Annotated in this window: 14 protein-coding genes, 1 tRNA gene and 1 pseudogene; 9 read left to right on the top strand and 7 right to left on the bottom strand. The window is 71.2% G+C overall.

Annotated elements, in window-relative coordinates; genetic code table 11:
* Positions 1–193: 193 nt before the first annotated feature.
* Positions 194–484, top strand: a pseudogene (locus AC067U_RS11375) (tyrosine-type recombinase/integrase); the annotation flags it as partial.
* A 77-nt stretch (positions 485–561) separates the two neighbouring features.
* Here the strand turns inward: AC067U_RS11375 and AC067U_RS11380 are convergent.
* Positions 562–635, bottom strand: a tRNA-Pro gene (locus tag AC067U_RS11380).
* A 164-nt stretch (positions 636–799) separates the two neighbouring features.
* Positions 800–1,738, bottom strand: a complete 939-nt coding sequence (locus tag AC067U_RS11385) for a metallophosphoesterase (protein WP_478829399.1) — start codon at positions 1,736–1,738, stop codon at positions 800–802.
* A 76-nt stretch (positions 1,739–1,814) separates the two neighbouring features.
* Here AC067U_RS11385 and AC067U_RS11390 point away from each other — a divergent pair, with 76 nt between their 5' ends.
* On the top strand, positions 1,815–2,276 hold the full coding sequence (locus tag AC067U_RS11390; RefSeq protein ID WP_478829400.1) for a GatB/YqeY domain-containing protein: 462 nt from the start codon (positions 1,815–1,817) through the stop codon (positions 2,274–2,276).
* Positions 2,277–2,414: 138 nt separating this feature from the next.
* On the opposite strand, the gene AC067U_RS11395 is transcribed toward AC067U_RS11390, so the two are convergent.
* Complete coding sequence (locus tag AC067U_RS11395) at positions 2,415–4,745, bottom strand: transglycosylase domain-containing protein (RefSeq protein WP_478829401.1); 2,331 nt, start codon at positions 4,743–4,745, stop codon at positions 2,415–2,417.
* Positions 4,746–4,847: 102 nt separating this feature from the next.
* Positions 4,848–7,133 carry an NACHT domain-containing protein gene (locus tag AC067U_RS11400; protein ID WP_478829402.1) on the bottom strand — a complete coding sequence of 762 codons (2,286 nt, stop codon included), beginning with the start codon at positions 7,131–7,133 and terminating at the stop codon, positions 4,848–4,850.
* Positions 7,134–7,209: 76 nt separating this feature from the next.
* Here AC067U_RS11400 and AC067U_RS11405 point away from each other — a divergent pair, with 76 nt between their 5' ends.
* Both AC067U_RS11405 and AC067U_RS11410 read left to right on the top strand, forming a co-directional pair.
* Positions 7,210–7,524: a hypothetical protein gene (locus AC067U_RS11405; RefSeq protein WP_478829403.1), complete on the top strand. Its 315-nt coding sequence runs from the start codon at positions 7,210–7,212 to the stop codon at positions 7,522–7,524.
* A 542-nt stretch (positions 7,525–8,066) separates the two neighbouring features.
* Positions 8,067–8,417 (top strand): WhiB family transcriptional regulator, encoded by a 351-nt coding sequence (locus AC067U_RS11410; RefSeq protein ID WP_365111031.1) that lies wholly within the window; start codon positions 8,067–8,069, stop codon positions 8,415–8,417.
* A 35-nt stretch (positions 8,418–8,452) separates the two neighbouring features.
* On the opposite strand, the gene bagB is transcribed toward AC067U_RS11410, so the two are convergent.
* Together bagB and bagA are read right to left on the bottom strand one after the other, a co-directional pair.
* Positions 8,453–9,799, bottom strand: a complete 1,347-nt coding sequence (gene bagB / locus AC067U_RS11415) for an ATPase BagB (RefSeq protein WP_478829404.1) — start codon at positions 9,797–9,799, stop codon at positions 8,453–8,455.
* Positions 9,796–10,785, bottom strand: coding sequence for an ATPase BagA (bagA, locus tag AC067U_RS11420; RefSeq protein ID WP_478829405.1), 990 nt, complete (start codon positions 10,783–10,785; stop codon positions 9,796–9,798). Before bagA ends, bagB begins: the two co-directional genes overlap by 4 nt.
* Before the next feature lie 46 nt (positions 10,786–10,831).
* Between bagA and AC067U_RS11425 the strand changes: the two genes are divergently transcribed.
* The 4 genes from AC067U_RS11425 (at position 10,832) to AC067U_RS11440 (ending at position 13,331) form a co-directional block, all read left to right on the top strand.
* The gene (locus AC067U_RS11425; RefSeq protein WP_007264966.1) at positions 10,832–10,993 is read left to right on the top strand and encodes a Sp36 family protein; all 162 of its coding nucleotides are present in this window, start codon (positions 10,832–10,834) and stop codon (positions 10,991–10,993) included.
* Entirely contained in the window at positions 10,990–11,454 is a 465-nt protein-coding gene (locus AC067U_RS11430; RefSeq protein ID WP_478829406.1) for a RidA family protein, read from the top strand. The genes AC067U_RS11425 and AC067U_RS11430 overlap by 4 nt, the downstream gene beginning before the upstream one ends.
* Before the next feature lie 129 nt (positions 11,455–11,583).
* On the top strand, positions 11,584–12,489 hold the full coding sequence (locus AC067U_RS11435; RefSeq protein WP_478829407.1) for an NUDIX hydrolase: 906 nt from the start codon (positions 11,584–11,586) through the stop codon (positions 12,487–12,489).
* The gene (locus AC067U_RS11440; RefSeq protein ID WP_478829408.1) at positions 12,486–13,331 is read left to right on the top strand and encodes an MBL fold metallo-hydrolase; all 846 of its coding nucleotides are present in this window, start codon (positions 12,486–12,488) and stop codon (positions 13,329–13,331) included. The genes AC067U_RS11435 and AC067U_RS11440 overlap by 4 nt, the downstream gene beginning before the upstream one ends.
* 185 nt (positions 13,332–13,516) lie before the next feature.
* On the opposite strand, the gene AC067U_RS11445 is transcribed toward AC067U_RS11440, so the two are convergent.
* Positions 13,517–14,191 carry a Crp/Fnr family transcriptional regulator gene (locus tag AC067U_RS11445; protein WP_003981529.1) on the bottom strand — a complete coding sequence of 225 codons (675 nt, stop codon included), beginning with the start codon at positions 14,189–14,191 and terminating at the stop codon, positions 13,517–13,519.
* 297 nt (positions 14,192–14,488) lie between these two features.
* On the opposite strand from AC067U_RS11445, the gene nth reads away from it, so the two are divergent.
* Entirely contained in the window at positions 14,489–15,274 is a 786-nt protein-coding gene (gene nth / locus AC067U_RS11450; RefSeq protein ID WP_478829409.1) for an endonuclease III, read from the top strand.
* The last annotated feature ends 108 nt before the right edge of the window (positions 15,275–15,382 follow it).

The raw sequence follows: 15,382 nt of genomic DNA on the forward strand, positions 1-15,382 counted from the left end.
GGCCCCTAAGGGAGCAGCCGTCCGGAACCGGCGGTCACGGCGTCGTCGGCGCAGCCGTGCGGAGCGCCGACGAGCGATCCGGTGGAGCCGTCTGGAGCCCGGGTTCCTCGTCATCTTTCCCATGGCACTTCACGGCCAGGAAGCCTGCCACTCGGCGGCGTGAGTGCCGATACAACGGGGACGAGCCTGGACCAGTTCCGCGACGGGGACGAAGCTGGACTCCACCAACGTGCTGGCGTGCGTTCCGGCAGGCCATCGCTGGCGCCGAGGGGGTCGACGCGAAGGAGTGGACCCCGGAGAGTTGCGGCACAGCTTCGTGTCGCTGCTCTCGGACAAGGGGGTCCCGCTCGAAGAGATCTCCCGGCTCGTCGGGCACTCCGGGACGGCTGTCACTGAGGCGGTTTACCGGAAGTAGATCCGGCCCGTGATCCAGACCGGGGCGACGGCCATGGACGAGATCTTCCGGGCCGGTCCGAACCCGTAGTCACTCAGTTAGTCACCCAGACGCAGAAAGAGCCGGTGCAGATTTCCCTGCACCGGCTCTCACCTGGTGTTTCTCTGTCGGGGTGGCGGGATTTGAACCCACGACCTCTTCGTCCCGAACGAAGCGCGCTGCCAAGCTGCGCTACACCCCGATCGCCGCCCCTGCAGACTTGCTGCCCTGGCGACATCGATTACTCTAGCGGACCCTCGCCCGGAGACGAAATCCGGTTTTCGCGGAGGGGTGGCGCGGGGGTCGGAGGGCCTCCCGGACCGGGCCGGAAACCCGCCCTGAGCAGGGCAGATGCCGGTGCACGGGTCAGGCGCGCGGGGTCAGCGTGAGGAGGGTCGCCTCCGGCGGGCAGGCGAAGCGGACCGGTGTGTACCGGTTGGTGCCGCAGCCCGCCGAGACGTGGAGGTAGGCGCGGTTGCCGTTCGTCTCGTGGGTGGACAGGCCCTTCACCCGGTCGGTGTCCAGATCGCAGTTGGTGACCAGCGCCCCGTAGAAGGGGACGCACAGCTGCCCGCCGTGCGTGTGGCCGGCCAGGATCAGCGGGTAGCCGTCCGCGGTGAACGCCTCCAGCGAGCGCAGGTACGGCGCGTGTACGACGCCCATGGAGAAGTCGGCGTCCGGCTGCGGTCCGCCCGCCACCTGCTCGTATCGGTCCCGCTTGATGTGCGGGTCGTCCAGGCCGGTGAAGGCCAGTTCCACGTCGTGCAGCTTGAGCCGGGCCCGGGTGTTGGTGAGGTTCAGCCAGCCGGCCGCGTCGAACGCGTCCCGCATCTCCTCCCACGGGTTATGGACGGCGCCGACCACCGGCTTGTTGCCGTTCAGCCCGTGCCGGCCCTGCACCTTCTCCAGCAGGTACCGGGCGGGGTTCCGCAGCCGCGGGCCGTAGTAGTCGTTCGAGCCGAAGACGTACACGCCCGGGAAGTCCATCAGCGGACCCAGCGCGTCGAGCACCTCCGGGATGCCCTCGGTGTCCGAGAGGTTGTCGCCGGTGTTGACGACGAGGTCCGGGCGAAGACCCGCGAGCGACTGCAGCCAGGCGCGCTTCTTGTGCTGCCCGCACACCATGTGGATGTCCGAGACCTGTAGGACCCGCAGGGGGCGCATGCCGCGCGGGAGCACCGGGACGGTCACCCGGCGCAGTCGGAAGGACCTGGCCTCGAAACCGGCGGCGTAGGCCACACCGGCTGCCCCGATCGCGGCGAGACCCGCGGTCACCTTCAGGGGAACTCCGTAACGCGCACGCATGCACACATCGTCGCAGACCGCGGGGACGCGGAAAACGAGTGGGCGGCACCCCGGGAGCACCTGGCACACTCGGGGCATGACCACGCTCAAGGCCAAGCTCCAGGACGACCTCACCACCGCTATCAAGGCGCGCGACGAGCTGCGCTCGTCCACGCTCCGGCTCACGCTCGCCGCGATCACCAAGGAAGAGGTGGCCGGCAAGACCGCCCGTCAGCTCTCCGACGAGGAGGTGCTCAAGGTGATCGCCAAGGAGGCGAAGAAGCGGCGCGAGGCCGCCGACGCCTTCGCCCAGGGCGGCCGGGCCGAGCAGTCCGAGCGGGAGATCGCCGAGGGCAAGGTCCTGGACGAGTACCTGCCGAAGCAGCTCACCGACGACGAGCTGCGCGCGATCGTGGCGCAGGCGGTCGAGGAGGCGAAGGCGGCCGGGGCCGAGGGGCCGCGCGCCATGGGCGCCGTCATGAAGATCGTGAACCCGAAGGTGGCCGGGCTGGCCGAGGGCGGCCGGGTCGCGGCCGTGGTCAAGCAGCTCCTCGCCTGACGCGGGCGGATGATGCGGGCGCCTGACGCTCGCGGATGAACATGAGGGAGGGCTCCCGGCCGGTCGGCCGGGAGCCCTCCCTTTTCGTGTCCGTCGTGCTCGCGCGCGTGCGTGTCGTACGCACGTACCTGCGGCCGGTCAGCGGCCGCGGCCGCCGTTGCTGTTGCCGCCCCCGATGAAGCCCGGCTCCAGGGTGATCCCCGGGAAGGGGTTGGTCGGGTTGCCGCCGGTGCCCCCGGCGTCCGTGCCGCCGGCCCCCGCGCCGCCGCCGATGGCACCGCCACCGCCGGCCCCCGCACCACCGCCGGTGCGCCCGCCGGGCCGGTTGTCACCGGGCTTGTTGTCGCCGCCCGGCTTGCCGGGGCGCTCGGGCCGGCCGCGACCGCCCGGAGCCGGCTGGTTGGACTCAGGCACGTGCACCTGGACGAAGTTCTCCACCGGGCGCCCGGACAGGGCACCGGACACCGCCTGCTTCCAGATCGGGCCGGGCAGGCCGCCGCCGTAGACCTCGGGGTAGAACTCGCCGCCGATGGTGATGTTCTCCATCGAGACCTGCTTGGCGCCGCCCGAACCGACCCAGGTCGCCCCGGCCAGGTTCGGCGTGTACCCGACGAACCAGGCGTTGTAGCGCTCGTCCGTGGTACCGGTCTTGCCCGCGCTCTGCCGGTCGCTCAGGCCGGACTGCCGGCCCGTACCGGAGTCGACCACGCCGAGCAGCAGCGTGTTGATGGTGTCGGCGGTGTTCTCCGACATCACCCGCTCGCACTTGGTCTTCGGCACGGTCAGCGCCTTGCCGTGCGCGTCGGTGATCGACTCGATGGCGACGGGCGTGCAGTACGTGCCCCGGTTGGCGAAGGTCGCGTAGGCGTTGGCCATGGTCAGCGGGGACATGCCCTCGGTACCCAGCGAGATCGCCGGCACCTGCTTGAGCTTGGTGCCGTCGGCCGGGATGACGCGCAGCTTGCTGGTCATCTCGCTGAGCGGGCACAGGCCCATGTCACCGATCATCTCGACGAAGTACGTGTTGACCGACATCGCCATGGCCTCGCGCAGGGCGTACGGGCCGACCTCGGACCGCTTCTCGTTCGCCACCTTGTCCCGGTCCCGGACGTTGACCCACGGCTTGTCGCCGCAGGTCTGCACCGGGCTCGGGTACGGCATCTCGTACGGGGAGTTGTACATCTTCGTGGCCGGGATGCCCTGCTCGATCGCGGCCGCCGCGACGAACGGCTTGAAGGTCGAGCCGGTCGGGAACCCGTAGTTCGAGCCGCCCATCCGCTTGTCCACGGAGAAGTTGATCTGCGTCTCGTTCTTCCCGAAGCCGTACGGCTTGGACTGGCCCATGGCCATGACCCGGCCGGTGCCCGGTTCGATCAGGGTGACCGCCGTCGCCACCTTGTCGGTCTGGTCGACGTGGTCCTTGATCGACTCGTTGACCGACTCCTGCCCCTGCGGGTCCAGCGTCGTACGGATCGTCAGACCGCCCTGGTTCCAGACCTTGGCGCGGTCCTCCCGGGTCGCGCCGAACACCGGGTCGGACAGGAAGGTGTTCCGCACGTAGTCGCAGAAGAAGCCGGCGCCCTTGACCGCGGTGATGCAGCCGTTCCGCGGCCGGGTCACCTTCAGCTGGACCGGCGTGGCCTTCGCGGCGTCCGCCTCGGCCTGCGAGACGGCCCTGGTCTCGGCCATCCGCTGGAGGACCACGTTCCGCCGCTGCATGGCCTCGGTGGAGTCGTTCACCGGGTCGTACCGGCTCGGCGACTGGACCAGGCCGGCCAGCATCGCCGACTCCGCCAGCGTCAGGTCCTTGGCGGACTTGCTGAAGTAGCGGTGCGCCGCGGACTCGACGCCGTACGCCTGCTGCCCGAAGTAGGTGATGTTGAGGTAGTTCTCGAGGATCTTCTTCTTCCCGAGCTCCTCCTCGACCTGGATCGAGTACTTCAGCTCGCGGATCTTGCGGCCGAGGCTCTTCTCCTGCGCCTCGCGCACCTTGGTGGTGTCGTCGCCGGCCTCCTCGACGAACACGTTCTTCACGTACTGCTGGGTCAGCGTGGACGCGCCCTGTGCCGCGCCGCCCTCCTGGGCGTTCCGGTTGACCGCGCGCAGGATGCCCTTGAGGTCGATAGCGCCGTGCTCGTAGAAGCGCGAGTCCTCGATCGAGACGATCGCCTTCTGCATGTACGGGGAGATGGCCGTGATCGGCACCACCGTCCGGTCGCGCGAGTAGACCGTGGCGATGAGGCCACCCTCGGCGTCCAGGATCGTGGTGCGCTGGCTCAGCGGCGGAGTCTTCAGATTGGCCGGGATCTCGTCGAACCCCTCGACCGTGCCCTTGGCGGCCAGACCCAGGGCTCCGGCGCCGGGGATCGCGATGCCGGCGAGCACGACTCCGGAGAGGACGGACACACCGAGGAACTTGGCGGCCTGCTGACTCCCCGAGAGCCCTCCGCCCGAGCGCTTCTTTGCCATGGGGGAAGCCTAATCCGTCGTCGGCGGCTTTCCGTGGGAGCGGGGGCCTCTCGGGAGGTTCGAGTACCAGACCGTGACATCCAGGGGTGCGCCATGTCCACCTCACGGTTTGGCGGGCGGGGGGATACCGAACCGCTCCCGGGCCACTTCCTTTCCGTCCCGGCCCAGTCCGATGTCCATCCACGAGAAGACGGCGTCGCAGCGTTCGTCGTCCACCCTGCGCAGGGTGACGGAGGCCGACTCTTCCCCCAGCTCGACGGGTTCGGGCAGGGGCGCCTTCGACGACACGCCCCGCCAGCCGCTTTCCTCCAGGACGAAGGACACCGGCGGACGGTCCGCCAGCTGGAGGGCCACCTCCACGGCGCCCCCGGAACAGCCCGTGACCCTCACCTTGCCTCTCCACTCCACGAAGGAGACCCGATCGGTCCGGGGCGCGTCCCACACGGTCCGACGGGACGATCCGCGCGGTAGCTTCCACGTCCATACGTCGCCGTGCGAGCAGTAGCCCTCGCAGTACTGGGGCTCCTTCGACGGCAGGTCTCCGGAGCGTAAGCGCAGTGCGTAGGTCATGCCGTCGGTGGAGGTGAGGAAGCCCATGACGAAGAGCAATGCCAGTGCCGTCAGGGCCTCAGCGGCCGTGGGCAGGACCGGAAGGAGGAACGTCCAGCGCCGTGCGGCGGTCCTTTCGCTGTAGACCGACCGGACTGACGGCTTGCCCTTTCCGCCCAGCTGTTCCTGGACCCGGAGGTGGCGGAACTGGTGGACCGCGCCGGTCTGGCGCAGCACTCCGAGTTCGTGGGTGTGGTCGAGGAACGCCCAGTACCGCCACGGAAGCCGGCCTGTCAGGCAGTACCACGCATGGGACACGTGGTACGAGCCCCAGGCCGACCCCAGGAGCGTGGCGAACCCGGCGAACCCGCCGGCCAGCACGCTGAAGCCGAGGACCGATCCCGGCGCCGCGCCCAGCGCGAGGACCAGCCAGCCACCGACCGCGGCTCCCGTGAACGACGCCACGCCGAGAGCCGACAGGATGCCGATGAGCGCGTACTGGCGGAGCACCCCACGCGGATCGCGCAGAACGTCCTCGGTGACGTGCACGTGGCTCAGCTCCTGCCGGAGGACGACGTGCAGAACGGAGCCGGCGGCTCCGATCGTAAGTCCGGAGAGGATCCCGTGCCGGAAGCTGAACAGCAGGCCGATGAGCCAACCGTACGCACAGCCGAACGCGGTGACCACGACCGGCCCGGTGACGGGGGAATGGACCTGCCACCAGGCGAAGTCGGAGGTCGCGTCGCGTTGCATCTGGCGTGCGATGGTCGCCAGGTACCGCCTGGCCCGGTCCACGCGGTAGCGCGGCGCCGAGGACTCGGTGTAGACCGCGGGCAGGTAGCACTCCAGCAGATGGGACTCGATCTCCTCCCGGGTGCCGAACCGCTCCTGCGACAACAGCTCCGCGGGATCGGTCGCGCTCGCCTGGTAGGCCGTGCGGGCCAGGTACAGCATCAGGGGGGAGGACAGGACGGCGGCCAGTGCCGAGTCGGGGCGGCCGCGCAGGACGTCGAACACCTCGTCCCAGCGGCGGTCGCCGGCCACCGTCGACCGTTCGAGATAGGCGATCGCGTCCTGCGGCGTCACGGGGGCGAGCTCCACGACCGCCGCCCGCGTGAGGTAGTGGCCGCTTTCCCGCGCCGTCCGCTCGTACTCGTCGCTCCGGCACGTCACGAGCAGCGGAAGCCCCTCCGCGACGGCGGCGTCGATCGCCTGCACCGCGCGCGCGTGCAGCGCCGGTGGCAGCTCGTCCAGGCCGTCGAGCACGGGCATCACCCGGTTCTCGTCGAGCAGGGCCTTCGCCCTGTCGGCCGCGCGTGCACGACGGCCCGTCCGACGGCCCGGACCGAACTCCCCGATCTGCTCGGCCATCCACTCCCGCAACCCGGCCGACGGCCGCCAGGACGACAGCGGCATCAGCACCGGCACCGGCTCGCCGGGCCGCCAGGTCTTGAGGAGGTCCCAGGCCAGCAGCAACGCCAGCACGCTCTTGCCGGAACCCGGCGGGCCCAGCACGACGAGCTGGCGCCGGGGCAGGCTCCGGAGAAACTCCGGCACCTGGTTCACATCGCCGGTGAGCGCCATGCTCGCCACGCCCAGCGCGTCGGCCGACGACCGGACGGGCCGCCCGGTGGGGGACCAGCGGACCGGGATCCGCCCCGGGTGCTCCAGCCTGAGCCGCCCGATCTCGTCGCCCAGCCGGGTCCGGACGGCGGTGCGCAGTTCGCGTGCGGCGCGGTCCGTCTCCGTGACGGCGTCGCCGTCGACGATCTGGATCTGGGTCTGCACCACGCGTTCGGCGGTCACCCCCTTGATCTGCTGCTTCCATCTACCGCGCATGCGCGCCCCCCGTGGTACAAGTGGGCGGAAGAGTGAGCGATCCCCGCAATGCTACGTACACCATGGGGAGTTGCGTATGGCGACAAGGGGCAGACGCGTGCTGGCGGCGGGCGGGACGGTCGCCGTGGCGGCCGCCGTGAACGTCGCGACGGGCATGCTGACGCAGAAGTGGACACTGGCCTGGTGGCTCTGTACGGCCGTGCTCGTGGTGGTGGGTGGCGCGGTCCAGGCATGGCTGACGACGTCGGACCGCGCAGCCGCCCGCCGGCAGGAGGCCGAAGACGTCGAGGTCGAGGGCGGCGCGCTCAGGCAGCGGATGTCCGGACCCGGCGAACAGTCCGTCAGGCGTGCCAGGATCACCGGCGATCTCACCCAGGAGCAGGACGGATAGCTGCCGGCCGCTCACCCGGCCGGGGCCGGCCCCCACTCCTTGCCGGAACCCCGTCCTGACCGGCAAGCCCTCTTCTGGCGCAAACGAGTGGCATGAGCGTCGCTGCGCCTGCGCCGGGTTCGGGTGCCCCATCCCCTGAACTTGGCGACATGGCAACGTGGGGCGCCTACGTTCTCATTCGCCGGACACACACGAATGCCTTGGCCTAAGCTGCTCTCAACTGTCACAGCAGTGCCCGGCGACATCAACCCCTCGGCTTGATTTTCACCCTTCCCGAATGGGGTGGACTCATGTCCGAATCTTTCGCCTCCATCGGCTGGAGCTCCTCCGATTCCACCCGAACTGCCGGATTGGCCGGGCATGTCGCTCGATCACTCCGTCGGGTGATCTGCCGCTTACCCATAGTCCGTTCGGACCATTCAAGATTGGGCCCGTCGGGGGTGTTGCACTGTGCCCGCCTTCCGTAACGTCCTCAACTGGCAGCGGTGAATATGCCGCTGCCGCCGTGGGGGAGCCTCGATTCGGGAGAGGACGGCGCCGGCATGGGCTGGGTTACCGACTGGAGTGCGCAGGCAGCCTGCCGCACTACCGATCCGGATGAACTGTTCGTTCAAGGAGCGGCACAGAACAGGGCCAAGGCGGTGTGCACCGGATGTCCGGTGCGGACGGAGTGCCTGGCAGACGCGCTCGACAATCGTGTCGAGTTCGGCGTGTGGGGCGGAATGACCGAGCGGGAACGGCGTGCGCTGCTGCGCAGGCGTCCCACCGTCACCTCGTGGCGACGGCTGCTCGAAACGGCCCGCACGGAGTACGAGCGCAGCACCGGCATCCTCACCGTGGATGTCGGCACGGACGTCGACGTCGCGTACGAGACCTACGCCGCGGCCGGGTAACCGCCCGCACAGGTCCACCGTCCGGGCGTTCGCGCTCAACCGTCTCCGGTCGGCCGGGAACCGGCGGCCGCGAGCCGATCACCGATGGCCCGAAGCCCGGCGAGGTCGTGCACATCGCCGGGCAGGGCCGCCACTTCGGCCACCGCCACCTCGGGATGCAGTGAGGTGAAGCGGTCACGCGTGCGCTGCTCGCGCGCGATCACCTGCATCCGCTCGGCATGCAGGCGCAGCAGTCCGGCCGTGATCTCGTTCGTCGTGATCTCGTCGCCAGTGTCGTGGCTCGTGTCGTGACTTGTGTCGTCGTTCGTGATCCCGTCCGTCGGGTTGTCGGTCGTGATCCCGTCGACGGTGAGCCCGTCCGCGGCCGGGGGAGTGTCCGCGCCGGAGTCACGGAGACCAGCTTTCCCGGACTCCTGATCGACAATGCCGGGTTCTTCAAGATTCTCGGCGGCGGCCAGCGCCCGCTCCGCGGAGAGCTGCGCGGCACCACTGCCGTGCACCCGGTTCAGCACCAGCCCGGCCAGCGGCATCCGCTCCTCGGCCAGCCGCTCCACGAAGTAGGCGGCCTCCCGGAGCGCGTCCGGCTCGGGCGCCGCGACCACCAGGAAGGCCGTCCCCGGCGCCTGCAGCAGCCGGTACGTCGCGTCCGCACGGGTGCGGAACCCGCCGAACATCGTGTCCATCGCGGCCACGAAGGTCTGCACGTCCTTCAGCAGCGAGGCACCCATCAGCTTGCTCAGCGTCCCGGTCATCAGCGACATGCCGACGTTGAGGAACTTCATCCCGGCCCGGCCGCCCACCTTCGCCGGAGCCATCAGCACCCGGATGAACTTCCCGTCCAGGAAGGACCCCAGCCGCTTCGGCGCGTCCAGGAAGTCCAGCGCGGACCGGCTCGGCGGGGTGTCCACGACGATCAGGTCCCAGTCGTCCCGGGCTCGCAGCTGCCCGAGCTTCTCCATCGCCATGTACTCCTGGGTGCCGGCGAACCCGGCCGAGAGCGACTGGTAGAAGGGGTTCTCCAGGATCGCCCGGGCCCGATCGCCCTCCGCGTGCCCCTCGACGATCTCGTCGAAGGTCCGCTTCATGTCGAGCATCATGGCGTGCAGTTCGCCCTCGCCGGCCACGCCCGCCACCCGCCGCGGGGTGTTGTCCAGCGAGTCGATCCCCATCGACTGGGCCAGCCGCCGCGCCGGATCGATCGTCAGCACGACCACCCGGCGGCCGCGTTCGGCCGCCCGCAGGCCCAGCGCGGCCGCCGTGGTCGTCTTCCCGACCCCGCCCGCGCCGCAGCACACCACGATCCGGGTGTCCGGGTCGTCCAGCAGCGCGTCCACCGCCAGCGTCCCCGGGTCCCCCACCCCGGACCCTCCGACCTCGCTCACTCGCCCTCGCCCTCCCCCGCCTGCTTGCGCAGCTCCGTCGCCAGCTCGTAAAGCCCCGCCAGATCCATCCCCGTGCCGAGCAGCGGCAGTTCGTACGAGGGCACGTCGAACCCGGCCAGTACGGCGCGCTGCCCGCGCTCCAGCCGTACCCGTTCGGCGTGCTCCGCGGCCTGCTCCAGCAGCGGCCCCACCAGCAGCTCGGCCGGTCCGCCGCGCCGGGCCCCGCCCAGCCCGGCCCGGGACAGCGCCTTCGCCACCCCGGCCCGCCGTTCCCCGGCGGCCACCCGCAGGGCCTCCTCGTCCACGTGGTGCGGCCGCACCATGTTGACGATCACGCGGCCCACCGGGAGCCCGGCCGCCCGCAACTCCTCGATGCCGTCCGCGGTCTCCTGCACCGGCATCTCCTCGAGCAGCGTCACCAGGTGGACGGCGGTCTCCGGGGACTTGAGGACCCCCATCACCGCCTGGGCCTGATTGTGGATCGGCCCGAACCGCGCGAGCCCCGCCACCTCGTCGTTGACGTTCAGGAACCGCGTGATCCGCCCGGTCGGCGGAGCGTCCATCACCACGTGGTCGTAGACGAACCGGCCCGCCTTGTCCTTGCGCCGCACCGCCTCGCACGCCTTGCCGGTGAGGAGCACGTCCCGCAGCCCCGGCGCGATGGTCGTCGCGAAGTCGATCGCGCCCAGCTTCTTCAGGGCGCGCCCGGCAGAGCCCAGCTTGTAGAACATCTGCAGGTAGTCGAGGAGCGCCCGTTCCGCATCGATGGCGAGCGCGAAGACCTCCCCGCCGCCCGGAGCCACGGCGATCTTCCGTTCCTCGTAGGGGAGCGCCTCGCTCCCGAAGAGCTGCGCGATCCCCTGCCTGCCCTCCACCTCCACCAGAAGTGTCCGCCTGCCCTCGCGCGCGAGGGCCAGCGCGAGTGCCGCGGCGACCGTGGTCTTCCCGGTTCCGCCCTTGCCGCTGACCACCTGGAGCCTGCTCACAACCAACGAGCGTAACCACTCCCGCACAGGCACTACGCTCGGGCCCATGACCAAGAAGTTCGAATACGCGACGGTCCCGCTGCTCGTGCACGCCACCAAGCAGATCCTGGACACCTGGGGCGAGGACGGCTGGGAGCTCGTCCAGGTCGTGCCCGGCCCGAACAACCCCGAGCAGCTCGTGGCCTACCTCAAGCGGGAGAAGGCATGAGCGCCGTCGAGGCGAAGCTGGCCGAGCTCGGCCTGAAGCTTCCCGAGGTCGTTCCCCCGCTGGCCGCTTACCAGCCGGCCGTGCGCTCGGGGAACTACGTGTACACCGCCGGCCAGCTGCCGATGGTCAAGGGCTCCCTCCCGGTGACCGGCAAGGTCGGCGCCGAGGTCTCCGCCGAGCAGGCCAAGGAACTGGCGGGCATCTGCGCGCTCAACGCCCTGGCCGCGGTCAAGTCGGTCATCGGTGACCTGGACAAGGTCGCGCGGATCGTCAAGGTCGTCGGCTTCGTCGCCTCGGCCCCCGACTTCACCGGCCAGCCGGGCGTGCTGAACGGCTTCAGCGAGCTGCTGGGCGAGGTCTTCGGCGAGAAGGGCGTGCACGCCCGCAGCGCCGTCGGCGTGGCGGTCCTCCCGCTGGACGCGCCGGTCGAGGTCGAGCTCCAGGTCGAGATCGCCGGCTGACCCCGGTCATCGCGGGCCGACCCGCACACCGCCGGCCGGCCCGTACACGGGGCCCGCACCGGGGCGGGGTGCGGGCCCCCGCGGCGGTGAGGTCTCGAACATCGGCCCGGATGGTCGTAGCATCCGGCCATGTCGAAGCGCGAGCACGCCCCCGCCGCCACCCCCGCCGGAGGCCAGTGGTACCCGCCGGAATGGCCCGACCGGATCCGGGCCCTGGCCGACGGCTCCCTCACCCCGGTCCCGCCCAAGCGCGCCGCCACGGTGATGCTGCTCCGCGACACGTCCGAGGGCCCCGTCGTCCACATGCTGCGCCGGCGCGCCTCCATGGCCTTCGCCGGCGGCGCGTACGCCTACCCCGGGGGCGGCGTCGACCCGCGCGACGAGGACCACCGCATCGGCTGGGCCGGCCCTTCCCTGGAGGAGTGGGCGGACCGGCTCGGTACGGATGCCCGCACCGCCCAGGCGATCGTCTGCGGGGCGGTCCGCGAAACCTTCGAGGAGGCCGGCGTCCTGCTGGCCGGCCCCGCCGACGGCACCCTCATCCCCGACCTCACCGGTGACGACTGGGAGGCCGACCGCCGGGCCCTGGTCGCGCGGGAGCTCTCCTTCGCCGAGTTCCTCGACCGCCGCGGGCTGGTCCTCCGCTCCGACCTGCTGGGCGCCTGGGCCCGCTGGATCACCCCGGAGTTCGAGCCGCGCCGCTACGACACCTGGTTCTTCGTCGCCGCCCTGCCCGAGGGGCAGCGCACCCGCAACGCCTCCACCGAGGCCGACCGGACGGTGTGGACCCGCCCGGCCGACGCGGCCGCCGGCTACGACAAGGGCGAGCTGCTGATGATGCCGCCCACCATCGCGACCCTGCGCTCCCTGGAGCCGTACGGCACCGCCGCCGCGGCCCTCGCCGCGGCTGCCGGCCAGGACCTCACCCCGGTGCTGGCCCGCGCCGCGCTCGGGGAGGACGGCGGGGTGGTGCTCAGCTGGCCCGGTCACGACGAGTTCACCAAGCGCGTGGGACCCGCGGGAGGCACACCATGACGAATGCCGGAGCCTTGCCGGGGCAGCCCCGCGGAGTGGTCGCCTCCGGGCCGGCCACGGCCCGTGCGGTCAACGTGCTGGCCCCGAACCCGTCCGCGATGACGCTCGACGGCACCAACACCTGGCTGGTCTCCGAGCCGGGCTCCGAGCTCGCCGTGGTGATCGACCCGGGCCCGCTGGACGAGGCCCACCTGCGCGCCGTCATCGACACCGCGGAGCGGGCCGGCAAGCGGATCGCCCTCACCCTGCTCACCCACGGCCACCCCGACCACGCCGCGGGGGCCGGCCGGTTCGCCGAGCTCACCGGGACCAAGGTGCGGGCCCTCGACCCGGCGCTGCGGCTGGGTGACGAGGGTCTGGCGGCCGGGCAGACCGTCCGGGTCGGCGGCCTGGAGCTGCGGGTGGTCCCCACCCCGGGGCACACCGCGGACTCGCTCTGCTTCCACCTGCCCGCGGACCGGGCGGTGCTCACCGGCGACACCATCCTCGGGCGCGGCACCACGGTGGTGGCCCACCCCGACGGCCGGCTGGGCGACTACCTGGACTCCCTGCGCCGGCTGCGGTCCCTCACGGTGGACGACGGGGTGCACACGGTGCTGCCCGGCCACGGGCCGGTGCTGGACGACGCGCAGGGCGCGGTGGAGTTCTACCTCGCGCACCGCGCGCACCGGCTGGCCCAGGTGGAGACCGCGGTGGAGAACGGTTTCGCCACCCCCGAGGCGGTCGTGGCGCACGTCTACGCCGACGTGGACCGGTCCCTGTGGCCGGCCGCGGAGTGGTCCGTACGGGCCCAGCTGGAGTACCTGCGCGAGCACGGCCTGATCCCGGGCGGCCCGGAGTAGGCCGGGCCGTGCGGTTTACGCGGCCGTGTGGGCACACGGCACACCGGCCCGCGCCGGCCGCGCAGCGTGTGCCTGTGCCCCGCTCCGGCTGACGGGGTCGGGGCCGAGCTCGGAACGCGCGAGGGGTCCCGCCCAGCCCGGGCAGGACCCCCTCACACGACGTACAGCCACACGGCCGGACCGCGTCAGCGCGACCGCTTCGCCAGCCGCTCCACGTCCAGCAGGATCACGGCACGCGCCTCCAGGCGGAGCCAGCCACGGCCGGCGAAGTCGGCCAGCGCCTTGTTCACCGTCTCGCGGGAGGCGCCGACGAGCTGCGCCAGCTCCTCCTGCGTCAGGTCGTGCACGACGTGGATGCCTTCCTCGGACTGCACGCCGAAGCGGCGCGACAGGTCCAGGAGGGCACGGGCCACACGGCCCGGGACGTCGGAGAAGACCAGGTCGGACATCTGGTCGTTGGTCTTGCGGAGGCGGCGGGCGACGGCGCGCAGCAGGGCCGTGGCCACCTCCGGGCGGGCGTTCAGCCACGGCTGCAAGTCGCCGTGGCCCAGGCCGAGCAGCTTGACCTCGGTCAGCGCGGTGGCGGTCGCCGTGCGCGGGCCCGGATCGAAGAGCGACAGCTCGCCGATGAGCTCACCGGGGCCGAGCACCGCCAGCATGTTCTCGCGGCCGTCGGGGGAGGTGCGGTGCAGCTTCACCTTGCCCTCGGTGACCACGTACAGCCGGTCACCGGGGTCGCCCTCGTGGAACAGGGCGTCACCGCGTGCGAGGGTCACCTCGCCCATGGAGGCGCGGAGCTCCGCGGCCTGCTCATCATCGAGCGCCGCGAAGAGCGGGGCGCGCCGCAGAACGTCGTCCACGAGTCTCTCTCCTATGTCGACCAGCTCAGGGGACCGTGCTCCCCATTTTGCCGGACGGTTCAAACAGTGCGATCAATCACAAGGATGCCGGACGTACGGGTGTGCTGGGTGGTGTTACCGGAGGTCCGGCCGGGTGTCATCGCCCGGGCTTAGGCTGGCGGAGTGTCCAATAAGCCGGTGAGAGCACAGGCCAAGGGGTCCGCGCGAGTGACCGCGGCCCGCGATTCAGCTGTGGGCGAACAGGAGGCGACCGCGGCCCAGACCCGCCCGCAGGGCAAAGCTTCCCCCAAGAAGCCTGTGGGAAAGACCAAAACGGAATCCCGCCTCGCGATGGTCCGCCGCGCCCGGCGCATCAATCGTGAGCTGGGCGAGGTCTACTACTACGCCCATCCGGAGCTCGACTTCCGGAATCCCTTCGAGCTGCTCGTCGCCACGGTCCTGTCCGCACAGACCACCGATCTCCGGGTGAACCAGACCACCCCGGCCCTTTTCGCGAAGTACCCGACCCCGGAGGACATGGCGGCGGCCGTACCGGAGGAACTGGAAGAGGTCATCCGGCCGACCGGGTTCTTCCGGATGAAGGCGAAGGCCCTGATGGGGCTGTCCGCCTCGCTCCGCGACGACTTCGGCGGCGAGGTGCCGGGCCGGCTGGAGGACCTGGTCAAGCTGCCGGGCGTGGGCCGGAAGACGGCGCACGTGGTCCTCGGCAATGCGTTCGGGGTCCCCGGGATCACCGTGGACACCCACTTCGGGCGGCTGGTCCGCCGGTGGAAGTGGACCGAGCAGGAGGACCCGGAGAAGGTCGAGGCGGAGATCTGCGCGATCTTCCCCAAGAGCGAGTGGACCATGCTCTCGCACCGGGTGATCTTCCACGGCCGCCGGATCTGCCACGCCCGCAAGCCGGCCTGCGGAGCCTGCCCGATCGCACCGCTCTGCCCGGCCTACGGGGAGGGCGAGACGGACCCGGAGAAGGCCAAGAAGCTGCTCAAGTACGAGATGGGCGGCTACCCGGGCCAGCGGCTGAGCCCGCCCCCGGATTATCCGGGCACGCCGGCACCGCCCCTGGGCGGCTCCGCGTCGTAGCGGGCAGGGAGGGCCGGCCGGGGTGGGTCCCGGGCGGAACGAATCAGGCACCGGCCCGCGTTGCTGCGGGTACGGGCAGCACGCAGCACGCAGCATGCAGAACGAAGA

The organism is Streptomyces sp. NPDC043853, assembly GCF_056436025.1.